The 24364-nt window shown below is 36.2% G+C and carries 30 protein-coding genes and 1 pseudogene; 5 read left to right on the plus strand and 26 right to left on the minus strand.

Annotated features, from left to right (window positions below; genetic code table 11):
- The first annotated feature begins 853 nt into the window (after nucleotides 1-853).
- Nucleotides 854-1213 (plus strand): FtsB family cell division protein, encoded by a 360-nt coding sequence (locus CQ058_RS20450; protein WP_002142892.1) that lies wholly within the window; start codon nucleotides 854-856, stop codon nucleotides 1211-1213.
- Between the two features lie 335 nt (nucleotides 1214-1548).
- Here the strand turns inward: CQ058_RS20450 and CQ058_RS20455 are convergent, their stop codons facing one another.
- The 10 genes from CQ058_RS20455 to CQ058_RS20500 form a co-directional block, all read right to left on the minus strand.
- Nucleotides 1549-1740: a DUF3954 domain-containing protein gene (locus CQ058_RS20455; RefSeq protein ID WP_002192662.1), complete on the minus strand. Its 192-nt coding sequence runs from the start codon at nucleotides 1738-1740 to the stop codon at nucleotides 1549-1551.
- A 69-nt stretch (nucleotides 1741-1809) separates the two neighbouring features.
- Nucleotides 1810-2172 carry a hypothetical protein gene (locus CQ058_RS20460; RefSeq protein ID WP_002192661.1) on the minus strand — a complete coding sequence of 121 codons (363 nt, stop codon included), beginning with the start codon at nucleotides 2170-2172 and terminating at the stop codon, nucleotides 1810-1812.
- A complete protein-coding gene (locus CQ058_RS20465) occupies nucleotides 2147-2335 on the minus strand; it encodes a hypothetical protein (RefSeq protein WP_002128777.1) in 189 nt (62 codons plus the stop codon). The genes CQ058_RS20460 and CQ058_RS20465 overlap by 26 nt, the downstream gene beginning before the upstream one ends.
- 2 nt (nucleotides 2336-2337) lie before the next feature.
- Nucleotides 2338-3660 carry a replicative DNA helicase gene (dnaB, locus tag CQ058_RS20470; protein WP_002192660.1) on the minus strand — a complete coding sequence of 441 codons (1323 nt, stop codon included), beginning with the start codon at nucleotides 3658-3660 and terminating at the stop codon, nucleotides 2338-2340.
- Nucleotides 3657-4607 (minus strand): DnaD domain-containing protein, encoded by a 951-nt coding sequence (locus CQ058_RS20475; RefSeq protein ID WP_002192659.1) that lies wholly within the window; start codon nucleotides 4605-4607, stop codon nucleotides 3657-3659. The genes dnaB and CQ058_RS20475 overlap by 4 nt, the downstream gene beginning before the upstream one ends.
- Nucleotides 4608-4885: 278 nt before the next feature.
- Nucleotides 4886-5170, minus strand: coding sequence for a hypothetical protein (locus CQ058_RS20480; protein ID WP_105589950.1), 285 nt, complete (start codon nucleotides 5168-5170; stop codon nucleotides 4886-4888).
- A 178-nt stretch (nucleotides 5171-5348) separates the two neighbouring features.
- Entirely contained in the window at nucleotides 5349-5570 is a 222-nt protein-coding gene (locus tag CQ058_RS20485) for a hypothetical protein (protein WP_002165166.1), read from the minus strand.
- A 13-nt stretch (nucleotides 5571-5583) separates the two neighbouring features.
- Nucleotides 5584-6171: a hypothetical protein gene (locus tag CQ058_RS20490; RefSeq protein ID WP_002192656.1), complete on the minus strand. Its 588-nt coding sequence runs from the start codon at nucleotides 6169-6171 to the stop codon at nucleotides 5584-5586.
- Nucleotides 6172-6261: 90 nt separating this feature from the next.
- A complete protein-coding gene (locus CQ058_RS20495) occupies nucleotides 6262-6510 on the minus strand; it encodes a hypothetical protein (RefSeq protein ID WP_002192655.1) in 249 nt (82 codons plus the stop codon).
- Between the two features lie 37 nt (nucleotides 6511-6547).
- Nucleotides 6548-6727: a helix-turn-helix transcriptional regulator gene (locus CQ058_RS20500; protein ID WP_002192654.1), complete on the minus strand. Its 180-nt coding sequence runs from the start codon at nucleotides 6725-6727 to the stop codon at nucleotides 6548-6550.
- A 139-nt stretch (nucleotides 6728-6866) separates the two neighbouring features.
- On the opposite strand from CQ058_RS20500, the gene CQ058_RS20505 reads away from it, so the two are divergent.
- From CQ058_RS20505 to CQ058_RS20520, 4 genes are all read left to right on the plus strand, one after another.
- A complete protein-coding gene (locus CQ058_RS20505; RefSeq protein ID WP_002192653.1) occupies nucleotides 6867-7325 on the plus strand; it encodes a helix-turn-helix domain-containing protein in 459 nt (152 codons plus the stop codon).
- A 12-nt stretch (nucleotides 7326-7337) separates the two neighbouring features.
- Complete coding sequence (locus CQ058_RS20510; protein ID WP_002192652.1) at nucleotides 7338-7790, plus strand: ImmA/IrrE family metallo-endopeptidase; 453 nt, start codon at nucleotides 7338-7340, stop codon at nucleotides 7788-7790.
- A 120-nt stretch (nucleotides 7791-7910) separates the two neighbouring features.
- The gene (locus CQ058_RS20515; protein ID WP_002192651.1) at nucleotides 7911-8675 is read left to right on the plus strand and encodes a hypothetical protein; all 765 of its coding nucleotides are present in this window, start codon (nucleotides 7911-7913) and stop codon (nucleotides 8673-8675) included.
- 143 nt (nucleotides 8676-8818) lie between these two features.
- Nucleotides 8819-10366 (plus strand): recombinase family protein, encoded by a 1548-nt coding sequence (locus tag CQ058_RS20520; protein WP_105589951.1) that lies wholly within the window; start codon nucleotides 8819-8821, stop codon nucleotides 10364-10366.
- A gap of 32 nt (nucleotides 10367-10398) precedes the next feature.
- On the opposite strand, the pseudogene dpaB reads toward CQ058_RS20520, so the two are convergent.
- The 16 genes and pseudogenes from dpaB to rimP form a co-directional block, all read right to left on the minus strand.
- Nucleotides 10399-10824 (minus strand): annotated as a pseudogene (gene dpaB, locus CQ058_RS20525) (dipicolinate synthase subunit B); the annotation flags it as partial.
- Complete coding sequence (dpaA, locus tag CQ058_RS20530; RefSeq protein ID WP_002088148.1) at nucleotides 10821-11723, minus strand: dipicolinic acid synthetase subunit A; 903 nt, start codon at nucleotides 11721-11723, stop codon at nucleotides 10821-10823. The gene dpaA and the pseudogene dpaB, both read right to left, overlap by 4 nt.
- Nucleotides 11724-11895: 172 nt before the next feature.
- The gene (locus tag CQ058_RS20535; RefSeq protein ID WP_002014571.1) at nucleotides 11896-12144 is read right to left on the minus strand and encodes a YlmC/YmxH family sporulation protein; all 249 of its coding nucleotides are present in this window, start codon (nucleotides 12142-12144) and stop codon (nucleotides 11896-11898) included.
- A gap of 135 nt (nucleotides 12145-12279) precedes the next feature.
- Nucleotides 12280-13521, minus strand: a complete 1242-nt coding sequence (locus tag CQ058_RS20540) for a M16 family metallopeptidase (protein ID WP_002088150.1) — start codon at nucleotides 13519-13521, stop codon at nucleotides 12280-12282.
- Between the two features lie 86 nt (nucleotides 13522-13607).
- Nucleotides 13608-14507, minus strand: coding sequence for a polysaccharide deacetylase family protein (locus CQ058_RS20545; RefSeq protein WP_002033683.1), 900 nt, complete (start codon nucleotides 14505-14507; stop codon nucleotides 13608-13610).
- Between the two features lie 154 nt (nucleotides 14508-14661).
- A complete protein-coding gene (gene pnp / locus CQ058_RS20550) occupies nucleotides 14662-16815 on the minus strand; it encodes a polyribonucleotide nucleotidyltransferase (protein ID WP_002033682.1) in 2154 nt (717 codons plus the stop codon).
- A 161-nt stretch (nucleotides 16816-16976) separates the two neighbouring features.
- Nucleotides 16977-17246 (minus strand): 30S ribosomal protein S15, encoded by a 270-nt coding sequence (rpsO, locus tag CQ058_RS20555; RefSeq protein ID WP_002190497.1) that lies wholly within the window; start codon nucleotides 17244-17246, stop codon nucleotides 16977-16979.
- A 100-nt stretch (nucleotides 17247-17346) separates the two neighbouring features.
- Entirely contained in the window at nucleotides 17347-18318 is a 972-nt protein-coding gene (gene ribF, locus CQ058_RS20560) for a bifunctional riboflavin kinase/FAD synthetase (protein WP_002128800.1), read from the minus strand.
- A gap of 43 nt (nucleotides 18319-18361) precedes the next feature.
- Nucleotides 18362-19285 carry a tRNA pseudouridine(55) synthase TruB gene (gene truB / locus CQ058_RS20565; RefSeq protein ID WP_002033681.1) on the minus strand — a complete coding sequence of 308 codons (924 nt, stop codon included), beginning with the start codon at nucleotides 19283-19285 and terminating at the stop codon, nucleotides 18362-18364.
- A gap of 90 nt (nucleotides 19286-19375) precedes the next feature.
- Nucleotides 19376-19732 (minus strand): 30S ribosome-binding factor RbfA, encoded by a 357-nt coding sequence (gene rbfA / locus CQ058_RS20570; protein ID WP_000776437.1) that lies wholly within the window; start codon nucleotides 19730-19732, stop codon nucleotides 19376-19378.
- A 15-nt stretch (nucleotides 19733-19747) separates the two neighbouring features.
- A complete protein-coding gene (locus CQ058_RS20575; RefSeq protein WP_002088157.1) occupies nucleotides 19748-20029 on the minus strand; it encodes a DUF503 domain-containing protein in 282 nt (93 codons plus the stop codon).
- Complete coding sequence (gene infB / locus CQ058_RS20580) at nucleotides 20026-22092, minus strand: translation initiation factor IF-2 (protein WP_002014558.1); 2067 nt, start codon at nucleotides 22090-22092, stop codon at nucleotides 20026-20028. Before infB ends, CQ058_RS20575 begins: the two co-directional genes overlap by 4 nt.
- A gap of 4 nt (nucleotides 22093-22096) precedes the next feature.
- Nucleotides 22097-22408 carry a YlxQ family RNA-binding protein gene (locus CQ058_RS20585; protein WP_001286519.1) on the minus strand — a complete coding sequence of 104 codons (312 nt, stop codon included), beginning with the start codon at nucleotides 22406-22408 and terminating at the stop codon, nucleotides 22097-22099.
- Nucleotides 22409-22681 carry an RNase P modulator RnpM gene (gene rnpM, locus CQ058_RS20590; protein ID WP_002088161.1) on the minus strand — a complete coding sequence of 91 codons (273 nt, stop codon included), beginning with the start codon at nucleotides 22679-22681 and terminating at the stop codon, nucleotides 22409-22411.
- Between the two features lie 11 nt (nucleotides 22682-22692).
- Entirely contained in the window at nucleotides 22693-23799 is a 1107-nt protein-coding gene (gene nusA, locus CQ058_RS20595; protein WP_002014554.1) for a transcription termination factor NusA, read from the minus strand.
- A gap of 17 nt (nucleotides 23800-23816) precedes the next feature.
- A complete protein-coding gene (rimP, locus tag CQ058_RS20600; protein ID WP_002088165.1) occupies nucleotides 23817-24287 on the minus strand; it encodes a ribosome maturation factor RimP in 471 nt (156 codons plus the stop codon).
- Between the last annotated feature and the right edge of the window lie 77 nt (nucleotides 24288-24364).

The raw sequence follows: 24364 nt of genomic DNA on the forward strand, positions 1-24364 counted from the left end.
AGGACTAAATGTGTAATTGGAATTATTATATCATCTTTTCATATTTTAGTAACTTTTTATTAACAAAGGATTATTTTGTTGAATTCTCTTCGTATTCGTGGATGCAAGCATCACACATCTCTGATACTTCATCGATCCAATCTGTTTCTTCTAAACAATTACTGCAGTGTTTCATTTCCCTCTTCCTCCCTTGAATAAAATTCAATATTTCGTCAATACTGTAGATAAGCCAGTCTCCAATTCCCCTGGAGTCGAGCAGTTAGTGAAAACTCACTGCTCTTTTTGTTTGTCTGAATAAAATTATAAATCCCGGTCATTCTATAGATAGGCTGTTAAACAGCTATAATCGATTTGTAGAAACCAAACTCTTTCCCTCTTTCCTTGGAGGCGAGCAGTTAGCTTTTGCTAGCTGCTCTTTTGTTTGAGATTAAAATAGCGTTTTGGTTTAAAATGATGCCCTATTCATTTGGACACATTTACCAGTATTTTTACCAAAAAATTCATGATATCGTTAATTAGTCGAGTACGTCATTACTTGACGATTACCCTTAGGAACCCCGCAGACAATCGGGGTTTCTTTTATTTAAATAACGATTTTGTTACACTTTTGTAACCCCTATGGTTAAATGCGTGTGTTAGAATTTATAAGAATTTGCAAATTTCCCTTTGCAAACCCATATATCTTCTGCCCTTGTGACCCCATAATACAAGGGCAGTTTTTAATAAAAAATAAGGATTTTATTTAAATTTCATAAAACCTATCTTTGCCTAAATAGGTTCAAAATTATCTATTTAGCATATATAATACTTTTAAGCAATTTAAATTCTATACATAAGTAATGGAGGCATTAAAATGGGGAGTGTCCCAAATTTACCATCACAACAATCAATCTCCAAAAAACAAATTAATCCTAACAAGAACCTACAAACGAATAAAAAGCTAAGACGTCGTCTTTTATTAGCGCTTGCTTTTATGCTACCTATGGTTATTTCCATTCAAATTTCCATTTATAAGCAAGAACAAATGATTCAAGAAAAACAAATTACACTTAATAAAGAAAAGAAAAGATTATCTGAATTAGAAATTACAGGACGTTATTTTGAAAACGATATTAAAACTTTAACAGAGAGTGAAGAAGGTATTTTAAAGTTCGCAAGGAAATTGTATGGATTCTCCAGACCTGATGAAACTATATTTCAAATAACTGAATAGCTTTTCAATACATAAGCGATTATCATTAATCATGGAACGATTTAATGATAATCGCTTTTTAACAAAATTCTATTAAATAACGCTTTTATATAAAATTCGTACACATTTTTGACACATCGAACATCACAATTACTTGAAAATTCGTGATAATATTAATTTGTCGAATACGCCAAATTTCGACACAGTACGACAATAGCCTCTCCCCTCCGAAATCCTTGCCCCCGCAGGGATTTCTCCTTATATTCATTAATTGTTCACTGAGTCTTCATCCTGAACAAAATTCAAGGTTTATTATTACCCCAATTTCCAACTTGTTTAAAAAAATAAAAGCTAGGCTAAATCAACTCTGATTCTCGTTTTTCAATACGAATTACTTTTTTATTCTTGTATATCAAGGACTGCTCACCATGACCACTTATCGGCGGCTCTATTTGACGAACTTGTCCATCTTTCACGATATAAACCATATTTTCAGCTAAAGAAATTTCCGCTCTCATTTCTGCAATATCTTCTTTAATAATCGCCACATTCACCACTCCCATGATATAATTACTTTGTCGAAAGTAGTCGGGAGTATTCTCGGCTTTTTTATTTGCTTATAAATACTGCACAACATTCTCCGGAACAAACGATTGTTCCAAGGATAGATGAAGCCGTATTGGAATCGGCTCTTTGCTATCCCTTGCTCGCTTACATATCTCTTCAGCTTCTTCCCAATCAAACTGTTTATCCTCCACTCGCTTATAACGCCAAATCCCAATTGTGTAATCCTCAAATAATTCGTAACGATCATCTGGCGCTGTCGTTGGTTTTAATTCGTCAATCGCCTTTGCTTGGCGTGGTATTTGTACAACAACGTCAGCAAAACGTAGTTTAGAATTTAACCGATGAACATGAGCCTTCTTAGGATCAAATGACACAACTCGTTCAACATCAAAAATTGTTAGCTGCTTTGTCATCGCTTGTTCCCTCCAATACCTGCAAGCTTGCAATTAAGATTCCTTCAAGCTGCGTTAATGTTAGTTGATCTAATGTTTGCCCATTAATTTCCGATAGTCCTAATCCCAATAATTTACGAATGATTGCTAGTTTTCTACGCTCTACTTCCTGACGTAACAACATGATTAGGCCTCCTGTTGGTGACTGAACTTCCGCTCTAAATTTACAAACTTACTAAACTCTTTAATGAATGCTAGTTCAACAACACCAACTGGACCGTTTCTCTGTTTCGCTAAAATGATTTCTGTTATGTTTTTATTTTCTGTTTCACGGTCGTAATAATCTTCACGATATAAGAATGCAATCAAGTCCGCATCTTGCTCAATTTGACCATTTTCACGTAAGTCTGAGAGTAACGGCCTTTTATCTTGTCTACTTTCAACAGCACGGCTTAACTGTGATAATGCAACCACACATACATTTAGCTCTCTTGCCATAAGTTTTAGCTTACGACTAATCTCACCAATCTCTTGCATACGATTTCCTTTGTGCTTTGGGTCACCTACAATAAGCTGCAAGTAATCAATTGCGACTAACACCTTTTTGTCTGGGTATTTGCGCTTTAGTTTCCTAGTCTTTGCGTAAATCTCTTGCATCGTTACATTGGCTTTATCGTATATTTCTAGTGGTAAATCATTTATCAAGCCCATAGCCTGACTAATCTTTTCCCAATCCTTTAAATTACATAGCTTTTTAGGGTTTTTTAATTTCGTAGCATCTATATTTCCAGTACTTGAGATCATACGCTTAAGTAACTGTTCTTCTCCCATCTCTAGCGAAAAGACTCCTGTTGCTGTATGAGCACTCGCTGCATGGAAAGCAATGTTTAATACAAATGCTGTTTTCCCCATCGAAGGACGGGCACCGACAATAATTAAATCGCCTTCTTGTAGTCCAGCTGTCATTCTGTTCAAATCATCGTAGCCAGTATTTATTCCCGTTAAATCTCCAACATCAACTTGCATTTTTTTATATAAATCAACGAGTGTTTCCTTTAGGTTAAAATCATCTGAATAACCTGTTTCTTCAATTGCGCTTAATTCATCAATCGATGTACTAATAGCGCTCATATCTCTTTCTTGCTGAAGACGATTATATAAATTACCAGCAACCTCTTGAGCATGTCTCATTTTCCAAGCTTCGATAATTAAACCTTCGTGATACGAAAAGTTTTTCGTCGTTGGAACAACTTCGGTTAAGTTTACAAAGAACGCAATACCACCAATTTGATTCATAAAACTGTCTTCGAATTTCCCCATGAGAGCAACAAGATCTATTGGGACTTCTGCATCCTCTAGTTCTCTCATCGCTTTAAAAATCGCTTGATGTGTTGGATTAGAAAACTGCTTTGGCTTTAGTTGGCAATCTTTAATTAAATCGCCTTCTTGGATAATGCTACCTAAAACACTTTGTTCGGCTTCTGCGTTACGAATCATATCGTTACTCATTGAACAGCCCACCCATTTTGTTGATTAAATGCTGCAAGTTCTGCATCCGTTGGAATGTTCTGTTCCCATGCTTGTTGCTGCTGTATTACGTTCTTAGTAGATTCTGATAAGCCTTTTTGTTGATAAGGAGCTTGCGTCGGCTGTTGCACCTTTGCTAATCGTTGAGTACGGAATGCTTTATCAGCTGCTTCAACATCTGCTACTGTTTTCAATCCTTTAAGATGCCAATCTCGTAAAATTGTATTTACGTAATTCATGTTTCTCGTATTCTTCTCTAAAGCAATTTCCATAGCTTTCACAACGAGCTCTGCATTTAAATCATCTATCCAAGCGTGAATACCATCTGCGATAAAAGGTGTAATGAATCCGAAGTTTTGCTCGTAAAAAGAAATTGGATTAACCTCAACAACTTCTTCCGCGTTTGCGCGTTCTTCTTGTTGTTGTTCTTTTTCTTTTTCTTCTTCTTTTTCTTCTTCCTTGCTAGGGTCTTGGAAGCCCCTTATAAGCCCCTCCAAACGTGCTGATAAATACTCCTTAATTCTTGGAATCTTAAAGTCTTGTTGCATTTCTAATTCCAAGCAAGTTTCATAGAAATCAACTAAAAAATCCTTATCCTTCACAGATTGAATTTCTTTTAAAACGCACTTTTCAATGTTCACATTTTTAATCGGATTGAATTTCAACCAGTTGATTAAGAACAATTCTTTTGTTTTTTGGTTGTAATTAATTTTCCCGTACTCTGCAAAGCGTTCTAATAACTTCATAACAGTTTCGCGGTTGTACCCTGTATCAGTTTCAATGATACGAAGTGGAAGCTCATAGATTCCTGATTGAGACGTCTTACTGTTTGTCATCAAATATAAGTAGAAATACTTTTCCTCCGGTGTAAGATCTAAAACAAATGAATCCTGCCAAAATGAAACATGTACTGGTCTATAAACTGCCATATTATTCATCCTCCCGTTTACATATCGCAAATCCGTCCTCTACACGTAATAAGCGATAATTCTCGTATCCTGTTTTGAGATATTGTTTTACTAAATAATTTAGGTGTTGCTCTGTTACCGCTTGCTGAAATACCTTAGGATTCAGCAACACTCTATGTAAGGTTTTGTCTAGAATCATGCAACACGCTCCGTTGTTATACGAATGCTAATTTGATATAATTAATCCTAAGATCTTTTGCAAAACCATTTATCTATCACTCTGCCAAGTGATAGATTTTTTATTTTCTACGTGTTACTAATGAGGCGTTAACTCCTCTTGCTCTTAAATCTTTAATCACTACACGATAACTCATCGATGCCTCATGTTCTTCTTTTGCATCACGAAGCATTTTAAATTCTTTCATACATCGTTCCAGTTCTTCTTCCCAATGATTTGATTCTTCGGCTGATTTTGCATAAAACATGTTATGAATACATGCAACCATACAGTTATGAACTTTATTCGCAAATGAAAAGTCTCCTGGGAGAACTAGATCATGAAGACGATCGTATTTATGTGTCATGAATTACATCTCCTTTCTATTTGAGTTGATGCTGTACGCATCGTTACAACCAGAAAGGAGCATTGTAGGGGATGGAGGAACAATCCCTTTCTGGTCATAACGACAAGCACAGTGGCTTGTCCAAATAATGAATAAAATGTTATAATTGCTTTGTAGAATTTATTGTTAGCTACTGTTCTCAGGCGGTAGCTTTTTCTTTTGCCCATTTATGTTTTAAAATGAATGATGCTTCGATAATTTTGATTCGAATCCCCACTAACTTCTTCTCTTGCTTTAACTCAACTGACTTTGAATCCTCACCTAGTATTTTCGCTATTTTTATTTCACCAGTTAACTTTGCATCATAACGAATTAGTTCCTTATATTCTCTTAAACTTGGTTTCTTGTAATCTACTGTCATTTTTCTTCCTCCTTTACAGCATCTTTGTTAAAGTCATTAAGCTATCCACCGATTGAATAATAACGTTCTCCGCCATAGCCTTTTGCAACCAACTTCTTTGTGTTTGCTCTATAATGCCAAAATGTACTTGTTCCAAAGCTTGTACTACACATTGAGTAGCTTGGATTGTATCGAAGATTTCTTTTGCATGAACTGCGTATTCATGTTTCTTTTTTTCATCAAGCTTCCATGACCTTGTTGCAACTTGTAAGTTCATGATTTCCTTTGCTGCTATAATCCCCTCTTCAGCCTGTTTAATGTAGTTGATCAATTGTAAATTCACATCTTGAGTTAAACGTGGATCTGTAGGTGGTAAGCCAACACCATAAATATGTTTAATCGCTTGTTGATTTAACTTTGCTCCTGTTGCATGACACCAATCCATCGCAAGCTCAAATTCTGGTTTAGAAAGTCCAGATTCAATACGAGTTAAGCGTTCATGTGTAATGCCAAGGTACTTAGATAGTCCTTTTTTCGTTTTCAGCTGAACATTATCACAACATTCTCTAGCATTCTGTAATAATTCCCCTATTGCTGAATTGCAGTATATGCTTGTTCCCATATCTGTTCGCCTCCATATTTAGTTTTCAAATGGTTACAATGAATTTAGTACATATGTAACTTGTCTATTTTTCATGTAAAAAGAGAGGAACTATTCCTCAATGTTTTCTTTCACTTGCATTTCTTTGATGATGGCCCAACCAGCCTTGTAATATGCTTGAAGGAGTTTATCAATATCCTTTTGCGATTTTGGCTCAGGAGCCACAACATGGACTTTCGTTTTTCCAAATTCATAAGTCGCTGCATATTCTTCCTGTTGGCTCATGGTGTCACCTCTTGAAGTGCTTTTTATATGTTTATGCGACGGATCTGTTGGTACTGCCATTTGAGTTGATGACATTTTCTCACCCCTTTGTACACTATGGTTTACATTTTAGTTAAAAAAGATCCTCTACACGCTTATTTAAAACTTTAGCGATTCTAATAGCAGCCCCGACACTAGGTTGTACTTTCAAATTTTCAATATTAGATAAATATGGCCTTGATACCTTCGCCTTTTTAGAAAGTAAGTCTTGAGACATATTCAATTGTTTACGAATTTTTGCTACATGGTTCATTCAATCACCACCTATGTATTCATTTGATTACAAAATAAATTGTACTCCATTGAATACACCTCGTCAACCATGAAGTACATTATTTTTTTAGCTTTTTTGTAAACGATAGATTACAATTGTATTCAAGGAGGGACAAGATATGAAAACATTAGGCATGATAATACGTGAATACCGTCAAGAACGTAACCTTTCATTAAGAGAATTTGCTACACGTTGCCAACTAAGCCATTCTTATATAGATAAATTAGAAAAGGGTATAGACCCTCGAAATGGAAAACCTGTTGAGCCAACATTAGCTGTCATTGAGCAAATTGCTAAAGCTATAAATAAAGATAAGACAAATTTATTAGAGGAAATTGGTTATCTTAATAGACCAAACGATATTAAATTATCTCCTAAAGATGAACGTGATATTGCACGTGACTTAGAAAAAACATTAAAGGATTTAGAAAACAGTGATGAAGCGTTAATGTTTGATGGAGAACCAATAGACGACCATACAAAAGAAATGATTCGTATTTCTCTGGAGAACTCAATGCGCATGGCAAAACAATTAGCAAAACAAAAATTCACTCCAAACAAGTATAAAAAAGATTGAACGGAGCGAGAAATGGAAATTAAAGAATACGCACTCAAAATCGTAGAAAAACATGAAACAACAAATCCATTTGAAATTGCTAGACGAAAAAATATTATAGTGTTGTTTGAAGACCTTGGGAATACTCTTGGTTTTTACAACACATACAAACGCTTTAAATTCATTCATATTAATAATCAAATCGACGAAACCACTCAACGTTTTGTGTGTGCTCATGAACTTGGACATGCTCTATTACACCCAAAAGCAAATACTCCATTTTTAAGAAATAAAACTCTATACTCTGTAGATCGATTAGAAATTGAAGCAAATACATTTGCAGTCGAACTTCTATTATCTGATGAAATGATTTCTGAATATCAGAATACTAATCTATCAATTCAAGAAATAGCAGAAATTCATGGCGTTCCAAGGGATTTTGCTCGTTTAAAAAATTTGTTACTGTACAATAATCATTTACGTTGAAATTATTACTTAATCGATACGATAGTTATTAAGTACAGGTATATCAGGTCATTTATACAAGCAATTACTAGATTTATATCGTAACTCTAAATCAAAAACTTAAGGAGTTGTGAAATTACTATGGATAAATTTATTGGACCAATTATTACTTTACTAATTGCCCTGATAACTAATGCTATTGCATTCTATCAATTTCGCATTAAATTTAAAACTTTCAACGAATTTGACAAATTGTTCCTGAATAAATCTGAGCAAAAAAAACTTACTGATTTTCAATTCCTTTCCGATTGGTTTCTATTGTTCTTTGCAATGTATTTAATGCCATTAATTGCATTCTGTCAATTTGAAAAACCATCCCATAATTGGAGTTTATACCTAGGGACGTTTGGGCTGCTATTTATGATGATTTCTATATGCTGTTTCGTACCCGTTTTTATTTACGCTTTTCAAAAAGACTTGCCGGTACAAAAATATTCTAAAGCCCGCAAATGGGGATTGGCGAATATGATATTAAGTTTAATTTGGTTCTATCCTATTTCTTATTTAGTGGTTACTAGTAAGAGTTGGCTGGCAATGCCTGCTATAATTTTATTTGCTCTTTTGTATAGTTTATTTTTAAACTTAGTTGCAAATCAAACAAAAAAGAAACCTTCTACTAAAGAATATCTAGTAGATATTCTCACTGAAGAAGAATTAAAACAAACTCCATTAATCCACGCTTATATTATCGATGATAAAAAATCAGTTTTATATCATGGTGGGGACCTCTCTAGAAAAACTTTTTATGTTTGCGATTTTTCTTCAAAAATATATTTAAAGTATACTCCATTTCAAGAACTCGATATAAACACAAATGAATTGAGAACAGAGAACGTTTCCCAGTGATCCAAAAACAACTTATACACAATAATTAACATAAAAATAAAAGGTGCGCCTCCCTTAAGAGGCCTTTCTTTTATTAATTATCATATTTATTTCTTCACAATGTTTGTTGTTCATATAATACATATTATTGAGGAGGTACTACTATGAAAACCGCAATCTACCTAAGAAAATCCCGTGCCGATCTCGAAGCCGAAGCACGTGGCGAAGGCGAAACGTTAGCAAAGCATCGCACTACCTTGCTAAAAATAGCGAAGGAAATGAACTTAAATGTTTTGTCTGTCCGTGAGGAAATCGTTTCTGGTGAGAGCTTAGTGAAACGCCCTGAAATGTTGGCGCTACTTGAAGAAATTGAAGATAACAAATATGATGCTGTTCTTTGCATGGATATGGACCGTTTAGGTCGTGGAGGTATGAAAGAGCAAGGAATCATTTTAGAGACGTTTAAACGCTCGAATACGAAGATTATGACACCTAGAAAGACTTATGACCTTAATGATGAGTGGGACGAAGAATACAGCGAATTTGAAGCGTTTATGGCACGTAAGGAGTTAAAGATTATTACACGCCGTATGCAACACGGCCGTGTCGCAAGTGTAGAGGCTGGAAATTACCTTGGCACACATGCACCATTCGGATATGATATCCATCGTTTAAATAAGCGAGAGCGTACTTTAACGATCAATTCAGAAGAAGCTTCTGTTGTAAGAATGATATTTGATTGGTATGCAAATGAGGATATGGGTGCTAACGCAATCAGAAGCAAGTTAAATGATCTTGGCTACAAAAGTAAGTTAGGTAATGAATGGAATCCCTACAGCATCTTGGATATATTGAAGAATAATGTGTACATCGGAAAAGTAACGTGGCAAAAACGAAAAGAAGTAAAACGTCCTGATGCTGTAAAAAGAAGTTGTGCACGCCAAGATAAGTCAGATTGGATTATTGCTGATGGCAAGCATGAGCCTATTATCTCAGAAAGTTTGTTTGAACAAGTACAGGAAAAATTAAATTCAAGATATCATGTCCCTTACAATACAAACGGAATTAAAAATCCACTGGCTGGTATTATTAAATGCGGTAAATGTGGTTACAGTATGGTCCAACGTTACCCGAAAAACCGAAAGGAAGCTATGGATTGTAAACACCGTGGCTGCGAAAACAAATCAAGCTATACTGAATTAATCGAGAAGCGTTTACTCGAGGCTTTAAAAGAATGGTATATCGATTATAAAGCTGATTTTGAAAAACATAAGCAAGATGACAAATTGAAAGAAACGCAAGTTATTCAAATGAATGAGGTTGCATTACGAAAGCTTGAAAAAGAATTAGTGGATGTCCAAAAACAAAAAAATAATTTACATGATTTATTAGAACGTGGCGTTTATACAGTCGATATGTTTTTAGAACGTTCGAATGTAGTTTCTGATCGCATGAATGAGATTACCGAAACGATGGAGAAGTTAAAGAAAGAAATTAAAACAGAAATTAAGAAGGAAAAAGTGAAAAAAGATACAATTCCTCAAGTGGAGCATGTTCTTGATCTGTACTTTAAAACAGATGATCCCAAAAAGAAAAACAGCCTCCTAAAGTCGGTTTTAGAAAAGGCTGTTTATAAGAAAGAAAAGTGGCAAAGACTCGATGATTTCGAACTTGTGCTTTATCCTAAGCTCCCTCAAGATGGCGACATATAAGCGTTCGTGCCTTGTCGTCACCTTGTTGGTGTAATTAGATTTACTCCATTAAGCCCTAAAGCATCATTCGTCGAAACAGCCAATACGACAGGCTTCCCATTTCTAAGCGTCGCTTTTGCTGCCATTAATACTGGAGAGTCTGTCATTGCATTTGCAAATTTACTCATCGAATTCCCTGTTAGTGGTGCAATCACCATGCAATCTAGTGGAATTTTCGGTCCTAGTGGCTCTGCGCCAACGATTGAATTAATTGCCTTAAAACCGGTTATTTCTTCGATCTTTTTAATCCATTCTTCCCCTTCGCCAAATCTAGTATTTGTTGATTGGACAGTATAAGAAACAACGGGACGTACTTCTGCACCTTCTGCAATTAACTTCTCTAAATGTGGCATAACTTCTTCATACGTACAATGTGACCCTGTAAATCCGAAACCAATTCGTTTTCCCTTCAAACTCATTTCTCATCATCCTCCTTTGCGATTGCATCTGCTATTAATAACTGAGAAAGAACATTCGCTAATATTTGTCCTGCTGTTTTCGGTGCAACAATCCCAGGAAGACCAGGTGCTAATAGTGCCTTCACTCCACGCTTCTCCGCATAGCGAAAGTCCGTGCCACCTGGCTTAGAAGCTAAATCAATAACTAGCGTATGAGCTGGCATTTTTGAAAGAACATTCGCTGTCACAACAAGATGCGGAATTGTATTAATAACAATATCGATATTACCTACTTCTTTCTCTATGTCTTGCATATGAAAAGGAGAAAACATCATTTCTGTAATACGAGCAATATGTTCCGAACGTCTCGCTCCAACTTTGACATGTGCTCCTAATGATTGAAAGGCTCTTGCAACACTCATACCAGTTCTACCAAATCCTAAAACCATTACATTCGATCCATGAATTGTGTAATCAGTATGTTGAATAACCATCATTAGTGTACCTTCTACGGTCGGAATAGAGTTATAGATTGCAACATCATCACGATCAAATAATTTTACAAGTTTGCGATTTGTAGTAGCTACGAGATTTTCCAAGTAAGGTGTACCAATACCTGAATATATAGTGAAGTTTTCTGGCGTCTTTTCAATTTGTTCTTTCGTTATGGAAACTTTCTCATTTGAAAAAATAGTATCTACTTCTCCTCTGGCATTCGTCCCTGCAACCGGCAAAATAATTGCATCTAAAGAAGTGAAATTTAAATCTTGTATACTTTCCTTTGCTGCCCCTGTGAAGCCATGATCTAACTGTTCAAACCCTATTAATGAAAGTTTCGCGTCCAGTTCGACTAACTTGCGAATTACTTCTAGCTGCCGTGCATCTCCTCCTATGACAGCAATATGCATCTCAGTCAACATTCCCTAATTCACCTTCTTTTTCTTTCATTTATAAGAAAAATGCCTACTTTTTCTTTTTCCTCCACATCATATGTAATGTACGAGTTTGAGGTGATTGAAAAACAAAAAGCACACGTGATTTATCTTCTTTATATAAAGATAAAAAAAAGACAACCAAAATGGTCATCTTTCACTATGATCTTGAATGGTTCGTAAGATCGCAAAGTATCATATCATTTCCAACCTTCTTTATTTTGCTCCATTCTACTCTCACTTCTTGCTGTTCTCTTTTAAAACCTCCCCATTTCCCAGCAGGTATAATAAGCGCTTGTATTTTTCCATCTCTCTCATCAATTTCTAAATCTGCATGACCTAAAACTCCCATTTTTTCTGCTCTTTCTAAATCCACAATCTCTTTGCCACTTAATTCACTTAAACGCATTAAATCTCCCCCTATCCTACTTTTTATGAAGGTTATCCTATAATAAGTACCTATTCTGCACATATAAAAAAAATAACCGTATCTCATATAAAAGAGATACAGTTATTTCCGAAAGCGAATGAATTACAAGATCGATTAAAGTTTCATTCCTTTTGGCAGTTTTCCATCTGGACTAATAAGTGCCGCAGAGAATTCATCGGTAAACATATTGCGAATTAACTCGTCTACATTTTGCTTTGTTACAGTGTTTACACTTTCAATAATCTCATCAAGAGAACGATGTTTACGAAGAAGCAATTCGTTTTTACCATTACGGCTCATACGACTATTCGTACTTTCTAAACTTAACATTAAGTTTCCTTTTAATTGTTCTTTACTGTTAACAAGCTCTTTTTCTGTAATACCTGTATTTTTCAACGTATTTAACGTTTCTTGCATTGTTTCATACAGTGTATCTAATTGTTTACTACCTGTTCCACCGTAAAGTGTTAACATTCCTGTATCTTCATAAGAAGAGTGATAAGAGAACACTGAGTACGCCAATCCACGTTGCTCACGTACTTCTTGGAATAAACGGCTACTCATACTACCGCCTAAAACATTATTTAATACAATTAAGTTATAAATATCTTCGTGTCCCATTTGCAAGCCTTTATATCCTAAACATAAATGAGCTTGTTCTGTTTCCTTCTTACGTGCTACTTTATTGAAATGGAAGATTGGGCTATGTACTTGTTCACGATTTGTTGTCCCTTCGTAACTACCGAAATATTGCTCTACAGTTTGTAAAAATGCTTCATCAATATTCCCTGCAATTGATACAACAACATTTTCAGGTGTGTAATGATCTTTCATATATTGACGTAACGTATCACCTGTAAATGTTTCAAGCGTTTCTTCTGTTCCTAAAATAGGATATCCAAGCGGATGCGTTTCATATGTTGCTTTCGTTAACATATCATGCACAATATCATCTGGCGCATCTTCGTACATTTTTATTTCTTCACATACAACATTCTTCTCTTTTTTCAGTTCTTCCTCATCAAATGTTGAATTAAAGAACATATCTGCTAAAACATCTAATGCATATTTAGCATGCTCATCTAGCACTTTCGCATAGTAACATGTATATTCTTTTGAAGTAAAAGCATTTACTTGTCCACCAATGCTATCAAATGATTCTGCAATCTCTCTTGCACTTCGCGTTTCTGTCCCTTTAAAGAACATATGTTCCAAAAAGTGCGAAACCCCATTATTTTTTTCATTTTCATTTCTTGAACCTGCGTGGATCCATATACCAATCGCAACCGAGCGTACAGTTGGTATATTCTCCATAACAATTCTTACACCATTTTTACACGTATATTTTTTAATCAAAAACTTTCCTCCTAATGCCAGTTTCTCTAAATAATTGCTATTATTTAATGATAACAAGTTTAGAGATGAATGTCATGCAAATGTATTTAATCCACACGTTTTTCATCTAGTAATTCTGTAATATTCCCCACTTTATATCCTTGTTCCTTTAAATTTTTAATCATAGTATCTAGCGCTTCTGTTGTAGATGAAGTAGGATGCATTAGCACAATAGCACCTGGATGTATTTTTCGCATTACTCTCTGCAATAGCACACCCGGTTCTGGCCGCTTCCAATCAATTGTATCTACAGTCCACATAATCGTCCCCATTTGGAAATCATCCGCTATTTTTACTACCTCATCCCGAAAGCTTCCACTTGGCGGAGCAAACCATCTCACTTTCTGATTTGTAGCTGCTTCTATCATTCGATTCGTTTTTTGTAATTGATCTCGTATTTCATCTGTAGACAGCGTTTTCATATTAGGGTGTGTGTAAGAATGATTTCCTACTTCTTGATTTGCATCGACAATCATTTTGGCAAATCGTAAGTTTTCTTTCACCCAGCGTCCTTCTAAAAAGAAAGTCGCCTTCACATCATGTTTTTTCAATATCTCTAATATACGTGGCAAATACTCATTACCCCAGGCCACATTAATTGTTAATCCCACCATCTTTTTATTTGGATGTCCTCGATAAATGGGAGCTGGTGGTAAATCTTCTAAGTGAACACTCGGTGATACTTCCTTAAATTCAAGTTGTTTTTGATCAAACTTCTTGATTTTCTTCATATTATTATAGGACGCTTCTATATCCACTTGTTTTCCATTATACCCAGGCGTCGCCTTCCAAATCTTATCAATCATCGCATTTTGCGGCATAATCTCGTACTGTTTTACATGCTTTTGAATCTCTTCATGCAAGTTATCCTGCGCAAAAACGGAATAAGAGCCACAACCCATATATAAAGAAAATATAAATATGTACGCTAATATACGAGCTTTCATATAAACCCTCCCATTAACTATAAAAAAGAAACCATTTTCTTCTTATCTTTGTTAATTTGAGCGTTATGATGAAAACTATACCTATACTCACATAAAAATCTAAATAAATCACATTTTTTACATAACAAAAAAAGCCAGCTAAACTGGCTTTCACTTATTGTTGCTCTTGTGCGTTTTCTTCTTTAGCTGCTTCTTCTTTAGCTGCTTCTTTTTCTTGCTCTTCTTTTAGCAATACTTTTCTAGATAAGTTTACACGACCTTGTTTGTCAATCTCGATAACTTTAACTGAAATCTCATCACCGATTTTCACAACGTCTTCTACCTTACCTACACGCTCAAGTGCAAGTTCAGAAATGTGAACAAGTCCATCTTTACCGCTAAATAATTCAACGAACGCACCGAATTTTTCAACGCGTTTAACTTTTCCTAAGTAGATTTCGCCTACTTGTACTTCGCGAACGATATCTTCGATAATTTTCTTCGCTTTTTCATTCATCTCTTGATTAATTGATGAAATGAATACTGTACCATCTTGCTCGATGTCAATTTTAACGCCAGTTTCTTCAATGATTTTATTGATTTGTTTACCACTTGGTCCAATAACATCACGAATTTTATCTGGGTTAATTGCCATTGTAATAATCTTCGGAGCATACGCAGATAACTCAATGCGAGGTTCAGCGATAACAGATAACATGTGATTTAGAATGTGCATACGACCAACTTTCGCTTGTTGTAATGCTTCTTCTAAAATCTCACGAGATAAACCATCGATTTTAATGTCCATTTGTAGTGCAGTTACACCTTTTGCAGTACCTGCTACTTTAAAGTCCATATCACCTAAATGGTCTTCCATTCCTTGAATATCTGTTAAAATTGTGTAATGCTCACCAGATTTCACTAGACCCATTGCAATACCAGCAACTGGTGCTTTAAGTGGTACACCCGCATCCATCATCGCTAATGTACTACCGCAAATACTCGCTTGTGAAGTAGAACCATTTGACTCTAATACTTCAGATACAAGACGAACTGTATATGGGAAATCCTTTTCAGATGGAAGTACAGGTTCAAGAGCACGTTCTCCTAGTGCTCCGTGACCAATTTCACGACGACCTGGTCCACGCATTGGTCTTGTTTCACCAACACTAAATGAAGGGAAATTATAATGGTGCATAAAGCGTTTTGACTCTTCTACACCTAGACCATCTAAAATTTGCACATCGCCTAATGCACCTAATGTACAAATACTTAATGCTTGCGTTTGTCCACGTGTGAATAGACCAGAACCATGTGTACGAGATAAAATGCCAACCTCTGATGCTAAAGGACGAATTTCGTCACCTTTACGACCATCTGGGCGGATTTTTTCAACTGTAATAAGACGACGTACTTCTTCTTTTACAATTTTATATAAAATCTCACTTACTTGTCCTAATGTATCAGCATCAGCTTCCTCAGCTTCGTAATGCTCAATTACACGCTTTTTCACTACGCTAATTGCATCTTCACGTGCATGTTTTTCGTGCACTTGAATTGCAGAATGCATATCTGTCTCAGCCATTTCACGTACAGCTTGGTTCAAATCAGCATCCACTTCATAAAGTTTCACTGCTGTTTTCTCTTTACCGACAGCTTGTACAATCTCTTCTTGGAATGCAATTAGACGTTTAATTTCATCGTGTCCAAACATAATTGCTTCTAACATTGTTTCTTCAGGTACTTGATCCGCTCCTGCTTCAACCATGTTAATTGCATCTTTCGTACCAGCTACAACAAGGTGCATATCACTTTGTTCTTGCTGTTCTACTGTTGGATTAATAACGAACTCGCCATTAATACGACCAACTGTCGCACCTGCGATTGGACCTTCAAATGGAATATCTGAAATAGATAATGCTAATGAAGAACCAAGCATAGCTGCCATCTCAGAAGAACAGTCTTGATCAACACTCATTACGATGCTGACAACTTGTACTTCATTACGGAAACCATCTGCGAAAAGTGGACGGATTGGACGGTCAATTAAACGACTTGCTAAAATTGCTTTTTCACTTGGACGGCCTTCGCGCTTAATAAAACCGCCTGGGATTTTTCCAACTGCATATAAACGCTCTTCATAGTTTACTGTAAGCGGGAAGAAATCTACATTTTTTGGCTCTTTTGATGCAGTTGCTGTAGATAGAACTGCTGTGTCGCCGTATCTTACTAATACTGCTCCGTTTGCTTGTTTTGCAAGCTGACTTGTTTCAATTGTTAGCTGACGACCAGCTAAATCTATCGAGAAGACTTGCTTTTCCTGACTCATTTAAGTACCCCTCTCAATTTAAAATATTCAATTCTTCTATGTAAATGGATAGTATATCACAATATTCTTTCCTCTAGTATTGCCGAAAATTAAGTAAGCTATAAAGAGTAGAAGATATATTTTTACCTAACAAAAAAGCGGGAATATTCCCGCTTCTTTGACTATCGACGTAAGCCAAGCTTTGTGATTAATTCACGGTAACGTGTGATATCGCTATTACGAAGGTAAGTAAGTAAGTTACGACGTTTACCAACCATCTTTAATAGACCACGACGTGAATGATGATCCTTCTTGTGAGTACGTAAGTGCTCGTTTAGAGTGTTAATTTGCTCCGTTAGGACAGCAATTTGAACCTCTGGAGAACCAGTATCAGTCTCATGAGTTCTAAATTGTGCAATGATTTCATTTTTACGCTCTTGTGCTAAAGCCATCCTATTTCACCTCCTAATAATTAAACCCCCAGTTACCTAGCAAGCATCGGTGAGTCGCAATGCCAAGTAATGGTTGTCATAAAGTACATAACATAGAATACTACTTTTCATTTGAAAAAGCAAGTATATTCTTTACGCTCGCAAAATATTCTTGGGCAACCTTTTTATCTTGAGCGATTTGCGCAACTAACTCATCAATTCCATTAAACTTTTTTTCTTCTCTTATACGCATGTGCCATTCCACTGTAACACTTTGATCGTATATGTCTTTATTAAATTCAAATAGATGCACTTCAATAGATAATTGACGCTCATTCTCTTTGAAAGTTGGTTTATATCCGATATTACATACACCATCATGCCATTCATCATGAACCTTCAACCTTACCGCATATACACCTACAGGTGGCAACAAATATTCATCACTTAAACCTACATTTGCAGTTGGGAAACCAATTTGACGTCCACGCTTATCACCGTGTACAACTGTTCCTTCTACCGTGTAAGCTCTCCCTAAAATAGATGGAATTTGTTCCATTTCACCGTTTCGAATTAACTTTCGTAATGAAGTAGAACTTACTTTTTCTTCTTGATATTCAACTTTTTCGATCACGGTCTGTGTAAACTCCCCTCTTGCATGAAATGGTAAAGTCTCCATCTTCCCTTTTCCTAAACGTCCATATGAATAATCAAAGCCTGCTACTACATGCTTTACATTTAAACCAATAATATACTCATCGACAAACTGCTGTGGTAATAATCCAGCAAATGGCTCATCGAATTTCACCACATATAAGATATCAATTCCTAAACTTGCGATGATTTCTTCTTTAAGGCGCATCGGTGTAATATACTCCACATGCGCTTCTTTTTTTCCTAATACAACAGATGGGTGTGGATGGAACGTCATGACAGCACTTTTACATCCTCTTTCATCCGCTATTTTTTTCGCTGTTCGAATCACACGTTGATGTCCTAAATGAATGCCATCAAAATATCCTAATGCCATTACAGTAGGTGGTAATTCTATTTTATTTTGTTCATGTGGATGAGTTAAATGAATAAGTTTCACGCTTGAATTCACCTTTTTCTGTAATAATCCTTCCAATAATTCATTATAGCTTTAGTTCTTGATTATTCACAAGTACTTTCATTGGCTTTAGCATTCCAGGGTGTTTTGGGTGATGTTCATAAATTGCTAAGCAACGATCATTTTTATCAAATACTGTAATAAATGGTGCTGTTGTTTCTAATTCATTCTTTAAGAACATACCGTTCTTTATTTTTTCAGCTTGCTTTTCATCTACAACCATTTTTGGAAACTTACTTAGCGCCTCATCAATTGAGATGAAAATAGACTCTACTGTTCCATTTTGCACGTTTTCTTCAATTTCTTCAAATGATATGCAATCTTCTAGTAAAAATTCACCAGATGCTGTTCTTACAAGGTGAGACATATGTGATGGAAATCCAAGTTTTTCACCTATCATTACTGCTAGTGTTCTTACATATGTTCCTTTACTACACGTTACACGGAAACGAAATGAAATATTTTCCCCTTCAAAAACTTCACGTTCATCAAGTAATACAAATTCATGAATTGTAATTGTACGAACTGGACGTTCAACTTCTTGTCCTGCCCTTGCATATTCGTATAGTTTTTTCCCGTTAACTTTTACAGCTGAGAACATCGGCGGCATTTGTTCAATTGTCCCTGTTAATTCCGCTAGTACCTCTTCTACTTCTTTACGCGTAATGACACGATTTACATCTTGTTTCTCCACAACTTCACCAGAAGCATCTTCTGTTGTTGTTGAAAATCCTAATGTCACTTCACCTTCGTATGTTTTTGTTTCACTTGTTAAAAATTGCGCAATTTTTGTTGCACGCCCAACGCAAATAGGTAATACTCCTGTTACATCTGGATCCAGTGTCCCTGTATGACCAATTCGTTTCTCACGCAATATCTTTCTTAATTTGAACACACAATCATGTGATGTCATTCCCTTTGGCTTATGTAATAATACTACACCTTCCATATACTCACCTCATCATTATTCTTTTGTAGTAATTGCAATTATGCAAAACTTATTTTACATTGAAAAAATGGATAGACAAATGTCTATCCATTATTCTTCACGTTTACCGTCTTTATTAATTTCATGTAAAAGTGTATCAATTCGATGACCATATCCGATAGACTCATCAAACTCAAAGGTAATTTCTGGTGTTTTACGAAGACGAATACGTTGGCCAATTTCTGAACGAATAAAGCCTTTTGCCTTCGCTAAACCTTTTAATGTATTTTCTTTCTGTTCTTCGTCACCTAAAACAGAAATGTATACTTTAGCAATTTGTAAATCTCCACTCACTTGTACATCTGTTACTGTAACAAATCCAATACGTGGGTCTTTAATTTTACGACTGATAATGTCGCCTAATTCTTTTTTCATTTGCTCGCCCACACGGTTCGCACGTAATTTCATAACTCTTCACCTCATTCAATACCATTCCAAATGTGTTATCGTACGTTCAATTTCAGGAAATGAATCGATATACTCAAGTACACGATTCATTTCTTTTTCACAGACAACACGATTTGAGGATACGGAAACAATTGCAATTTCTGTACGTTGCCATACATCTTGATGCCCAACTTCAGAAACAGCTACATTATAGCGCTGTTTCACACGAGTTAACACACGTTGCAAAATTGCTCGTTTCTCTTTTAAAGAATGCACATCGTAAATCATACACTCGAATGAGAGTGAAGCGATAATCATCGCTTCACTTCTTCCATAACGTATGCTTCAATGATGTCCCCTTCTTTAAGATCATTATATCTCTCAATTGTAATACCACACTCATAGTTTTGTGCAACTTCTTTTACGTCGTCTTTGAAACGTTTTAACGTATCAAGTTTTCCTTCGAAGACTACTACGCCATCACGGATAATACGAACGCCACTATCACGTGTAATTTTACCGTCTATTACGTAACAACCTGCGATTGTTCCAACTTTTGTTACTTTGAATGTTTGACGAACTTCCGCTTGACCGATTACTTTTTCTTCGAATTCTGGATCCAGCATACCTTGCATTGCTGATTCAATTTCTTCGATTACTTTATAGATAATACGGTGTAAACGAACATCAACTTTCTCTAATTCAGCTGTACGCTTCGCATTCACATCAGGGCGTACGTTAAATCCAATTACAATTGCATTAGATGCAGAAGCTAAAATAATATCAGATTCTGTAATCGCACCTACGCCTGTATGGATAATTTTTACTTTTACGCCTTCAACATCAATTTTACGAAGTGATGCTGCCATTGCTTCTACAGAACCTTGTACATCTGCTTTCACAATTAAGTTAATTTCTTTTACATCGCCCTCTTGGATTTGTTGGAATAAATCTTCCAGGCTGAATTTAGATTTCTCACCACGTTGTGCAACTAACGCTTCTTGTGCACGTGATTCACCAATTTGACGAGCTTTCTTCTCATCAGCGAATGCCATGAAACGATCTCCCGCTTGTGGCACTTCATTTAAACCTGTAATTTCAACAGGAGTTGATGGACCAGCAACTTTTACACGACGACCAATATCACTTACCATTGCACGAACACGACCGAATGATGTTCCAACAACAATTGGATCTCCAACTCGAAGTGTACCGTTTTGAACAAGTAATGTCGCGATAGTTCCTTTACCTTTATCAAGCTGTGCTTCAATTACAGTACCAGCTGCATAGCGATTTGGATTTGCTTTATATTCTTCTACTTCACTCACAAGAAGGATCATTTCTAGTAAGTTGTCAATTCCCTCGCCTTGAATCGCAGAAATTGGTACGAAAATCGTGTCTCCGCCCCAAGCTTCTGGAACTAATTCATATTCTGTTAATTCTTGCATTACACGATCAGGATTTGCCGCTGGTTTATCCATTTTATTCACAGCAACAATAATTGGTACTCCAGCTGCTTTCGCATGGCTAATCGCTTCAACTGTTTGTGGCATAACACCGTCATCAGCTGCAACAACAAGAATTGTAATATCTGTTACTTGTGCACCACGAGCACGCATTGTTGTAAATGCCGCGTGACCTGGTGTATCTAAGAACGTAATTTTCTTATCATTTACATCAACTTGGTATGCACCGATATGCTGAGTAATTCCACCAGCTTCGCCAGCAGTTACTTTTGAATTACGGATAGAGTCAAGCAATGTTGTTTTACCATGGTCAACGTGTCCCATAATTGTAACAACAGCTGGACGTTCTTTTAAGTTTTCTTCATCATCTTGCTCATCGATGAATGTTTCAAATTCAGTTTCACTTACAACTACTTCTTCTTCTACTTCAATACCGTAATCAGTAGCAATTAACTCAATTGTATCTTTATCTAAGTCTTGATTAATTGTCGCCATAATTCCTAGCATGAAGAGCTTTTTAATAATTTCAGATGGCTCTTTGCTTAACTTTTTAGCAAGGTCACCTACTGTAAGGCTTCCAGAGAAAGTGATTTTATCTGGTGTTTCTACTATTGGTGTTTGTTGTCTTCCAGCAAAGTTATCTTGACGTTTATCTTCATTTGCTTTGCCTTTTTTCTTATTCTTATTGCTGTTCTTTTTACTGCGAACAACTTTCTCTTCTACTTCAAACTCATCTGCAACAGAAGGTTTTTCCGCTCCAGCGCTATATTGATTATCTAATTTGTTTACTACTTCATCTTCTAACATTGTCATATGATTCGAAACCTCGATATTCATCTCTTTTAGTTTTGTCATAAGATCTTTACTTGAGATATTATTTTTTTTTGCATATTCATGTACTCGAATTTTACTCATACCTTCACCCCCGGTAATTTGTATCGAGCATGCTACGTAGCTTTTTCGCAAAGCCTTCATCTAAAACAGCTACAACGACTCGCTCGTCTCTCCCAATCGCATGCCCTAATTGTTGTCGATTTTCGACTTTTCTCATTGGTATGTTGTAGTACGTGGTTTTATCAATGATACGTTTTGTAGTGTTCGCTGACGCATCTTCAGAAAGCAATACTAGCTTTGCTTTGCCACTTCGTACTTCTTTTAAAACGAGTTCTTCACCCGAAATAATTTTTCGAGCGCGGTTTGCTAGTCCTAAAAATGATTTCCAATCAGACACTTATTTCGACTCCTTCTCAACAAGCTCAAGAAGCTCTTCGTACAGAGAACTGTCGATTTTCGCTTTTAGATGATGTTCCAAAATGTTTTTCTTTTGGGCTTGAATAATGCTTTCTTTATCTTTTGATAAATATGCACCTCGTCCTGATTTTTTTCCTGATAAATCAATAGACACTTCGCCCTCTTTGGAACGAACAATGCGAACTAGCTCTCGTTTTGATTTCATCTCTTGCGTCGCAATACATTTTCGTAACGGAACTTTTCGATTGCTCATACTCATCACCTCTATTCGATTTCGTCTTCAGCTGAATCGAATCCGAATGCGATTACGCTATCTTCTTCTGTCACAATACCAAGTTGTTTCGCATCAGACTCACTTTTAATATCAATTTTCCAGCCTGTTAATTTAGCTGCAAGACGCGCATTTTGTCCACGCTTACCAATCGCTAATGAAAGCTGGTGGTCTGGAACAACAACAGTTGTTGCTTTCTCTGCTTCATCTACAAGTACTTTAACAACCTGTGATGGACTTAAAGCATTTGCAACATATTCAACTGGGTCATTCGACCAGCGAACGATGTCAATCTTTTCACCTTTTAGTTCATCTACAACGCGTTGTACACGTTGTCCTTTCGGTCCTACACAAGAACCTACTGGATCAACATCGATATTCTCTGCATATACAGAAATTTTAGAACGGTCGCCTGCTTCACGTGCTACAGAGCGAATTTCTACAGTTCCATCATAAATTTCTGGAACTTCCATTTCGAATAAACGTTTTAAAAGACCAGGATGTGTACGTGATACGTAAATTTGTGGTCCTTTTGTTGTCTTTTCTACTTTTGTAATAAATACGCGAATACGATCATGTGGTTTATATTGCTCATTTGGCATTTGCTCACTTACAGGTAATAAAGCTTCTACTTTACCTAAGCTTACATAGATGAAACGAGCATCTTGGCGCTGTACAATACCAACCATAATGTCTTCTTCACGATCACTAAATTCTGAATAAATTACACCACGTTCCGCCTCACGAACTCGTTGTGTTACAACTTGTTTTGCAGTTTGCGCTGCAATACGACCAAAATCTTTTGGCGTTACTTCAATTTCTAGTACGTCACCATCTTGGTAGTTTGGATTAATTTGTCTTGCCTCTTCTACAGAGATTTCAAGACGTGGATCAAACACATTATCTACAACGTCCTTACGTGCTAAAACTTGAATTGTTCCCACTTCTGGGTTAAAGCTCACACGAACGTTTTGTGCTTGGTTAAAATTGCGTTTATAAGCAGAGATTAATGCTGCTTCAATCGCATCAATAATAATATCTTTGCTAATACCTTTTTCTGACTCTAATACGAGCAAAGCATCTAACAACTCAGTGCTCATGAAGATCCCCCTTCTTACTAAAACGTAACAGCAAGTCGCGCATTTGCAACTTTATCCATTGGAATTTGGATTTCTTTTTTACGTGTTTTAATTGTTAATAGTAGTGTAATTGTATTACCGTCGTAGGAAAGTAGCTTTCCTTCAAACATCTTCTCACCATCAATCGGCTTATATGTTTTAATTGCCACTTGTTTTCCTACCGCTTGCTGGAAGTCTTTCTCTTTCTTTAATGGACGTTCCGCTCCAGGAGATGATACATCCAAAAAGTAAAGATGAGGAATTGGATCCTCTTTATCTAAAGCTTCGCTTAAACGTTCACTTACCGCACCGCATTCTTCAATTTCGACTCCCTTTTCAGAATCGATGAATACGCGTAAGAACCAGTCTTGTCCTTCTTGCACATACTCTACATCTACAAGTTCAAGATTTAACTCTTCAACGATTGGCTGCGCAAATGCTTCTACAATTTCTGTGACTTTCTTATCCATAAACAGCCTCCTTCCTGCCGCCATGTACCATCTACAAGAAAAGATCCCGTTCATAAAGACGGTCTATCTTATTCTTT

The sequence above is a fragment of the Bacillus sp. MYb56 genome (genome assembly GCF_002976445.1).
GTDB lineage: Bacteria > Bacillota > Bacilli > Bacillales > Bacillaceae_G > Bacillus_A > Bacillus_A mycoides.

Coding starts and splice junctions, on each gene's coding strand:
- rbfA (WP_000776437.1), bottom strand. CDS start 19,732: ATGAAATTACGTGCGAACCGTGTGGGCGAGCAAATGAAAAAAGAATTA.
- CQ058_RS20505 (WP_002192653.1), top strand. CDS start 6,867: ATGAAAACATTAGGCATGATAATACGTGAATACCGTCAAGAACGTAAC.
- CQ058_RS20490 (WP_002192656.1), bottom strand. CDS start 6,171: ATGGGAACAAGCATATACTGCAATTCAGCAATAGGGGAATTATTACAG.
- dnaB (WP_002192660.1), bottom strand. CDS start 3,660: ATGAGTAACGATATGATTCGTAACGCAGAAGCCGAACAAAGTGTTTTA.
- CQ058_RS20485 (WP_002165166.1), bottom strand. CDS start 5,570: ATGACAGTAGATTACAAGAAACCAAGTTTAAGAGAATATAAGGAACTA.
- nusA (WP_002014554.1), bottom strand. CDS start 23,799: ATGAGCACTGAGTTGTTAGATGCTTTGCTCGTATTAGAGTCAGAAAAA.
- rnpM (WP_002088161.1), bottom strand. CDS start 22,681: ATGAGCAATCGAAAAGTTCCGTTACGAAAATGTATTGCGACGCAAGAG.
- CQ058_RS20575 (WP_002088157.1), bottom strand. CDS start 20,029: ATGATTATCGCTTCACTCTCATTCGAGTGTATGATTTACGATGTGCAT.
- truB (WP_002033681.1), bottom strand. CDS start 19,285: ATGGAAGGTGTAGTATTATTACATAAGCCAAAGGGAATGACATCACAT.
- CQ058_RS20515 (WP_002192651.1), top strand. CDS start 7,911: ATGGATAAATTTATTGGACCAATTATTACTTTACTAATTGCCCTGATA.
- CQ058_RS20510 (WP_002192652.1), top strand. CDS start 7,338: ATGGAAATTAAAGAATACGCACTCAAAATCGTAGAAAAACATGAAACA.
- infB (WP_002014558.1), bottom strand. CDS start 22,092: ATGAGTAAAATTCGAGTACATGAATATGCAAAAAAAAATAATATCTCA.
- CQ058_RS20500 (WP_002192654.1), bottom strand. CDS start 6,727: ATGAACCATGTAGCAAAAATTCGTAAACAATTGAATATGTCTCAAGAC.
- CQ058_RS20450 (WP_002142892.1), top strand. CDS start 854: ATGGGGAGTGTCCCAAATTTACCATCACAACAATCAATCTCCAAAAAA.
- CQ058_RS20480 (WP_105589950.1), bottom strand. CDS start 5,170: ATGACACATAAATACGATCGTCTTCATGATCTAGTTCTCCCAGGAGAC.
- CQ058_RS20465 (WP_002128777.1), bottom strand. CDS start 2,335: ATGTTGTTACGTCAGGAAGTAGAGCGTAGAAAACTAGCAATCATTCGT.
- pnp (WP_002033682.1), bottom strand. CDS start 16,815: ATGAGTCAGGAAAAGCAAGTCTTCTCGATAGATTTAGCTGGTCGTCAG.
- CQ058_RS20475 (WP_002192659.1), bottom strand. CDS start 4,607: ATGGCAGTTTATAGACCAGTACATGTTTCATTTTGGCAGGATTCATTT.
- dpaA (WP_002088148.1), bottom strand. CDS start 11,723: ATGTTGACTGAGATGCATATTGCTGTCATAGGAGGAGATGCACGGCAG.
- CQ058_RS20520 (WP_105589951.1), top strand. CDS start 8,819: ATGAAAACCGCAATCTACCTAAGAAAATCCCGTGCCGATCTCGAAGCC.
- rpsO (WP_002190497.1), bottom strand. CDS start 17,246: ATGGCTTTAGCACAAGAGCGTAAAAATGAAATCATTGCACAATTTAGA.
- rimP (WP_002088165.1), bottom strand. CDS start 24,287: ATGGATAAGAAAGTCACAGAAATTGTAGAAGCATTTGCGCAGCCAATC.
- CQ058_RS20460 (WP_002192661.1), bottom strand. CDS start 2,172: ATGACAAAGCAGCTAACAATTTTTGATGTTGAACGAGTTGTGTCATTT.
- CQ058_RS20535 (WP_002014571.1), bottom strand. CDS start 12,144: ATGCGTTTAAGTGAATTAAGTGGCAAAGAGATTGTGGATTTAGAAAGA.
- CQ058_RS20545 (WP_002033683.1), bottom strand. CDS start 14,507: ATGAAAGCTCGTATATTAGCGTACATATTTATATTTTCTTTATATATG.
- CQ058_RS20495 (WP_002192655.1), bottom strand. CDS start 6,510: ATGTCATCAACTCAAATGGCAGTACCAACAGATCCGTCGCATAAACAT.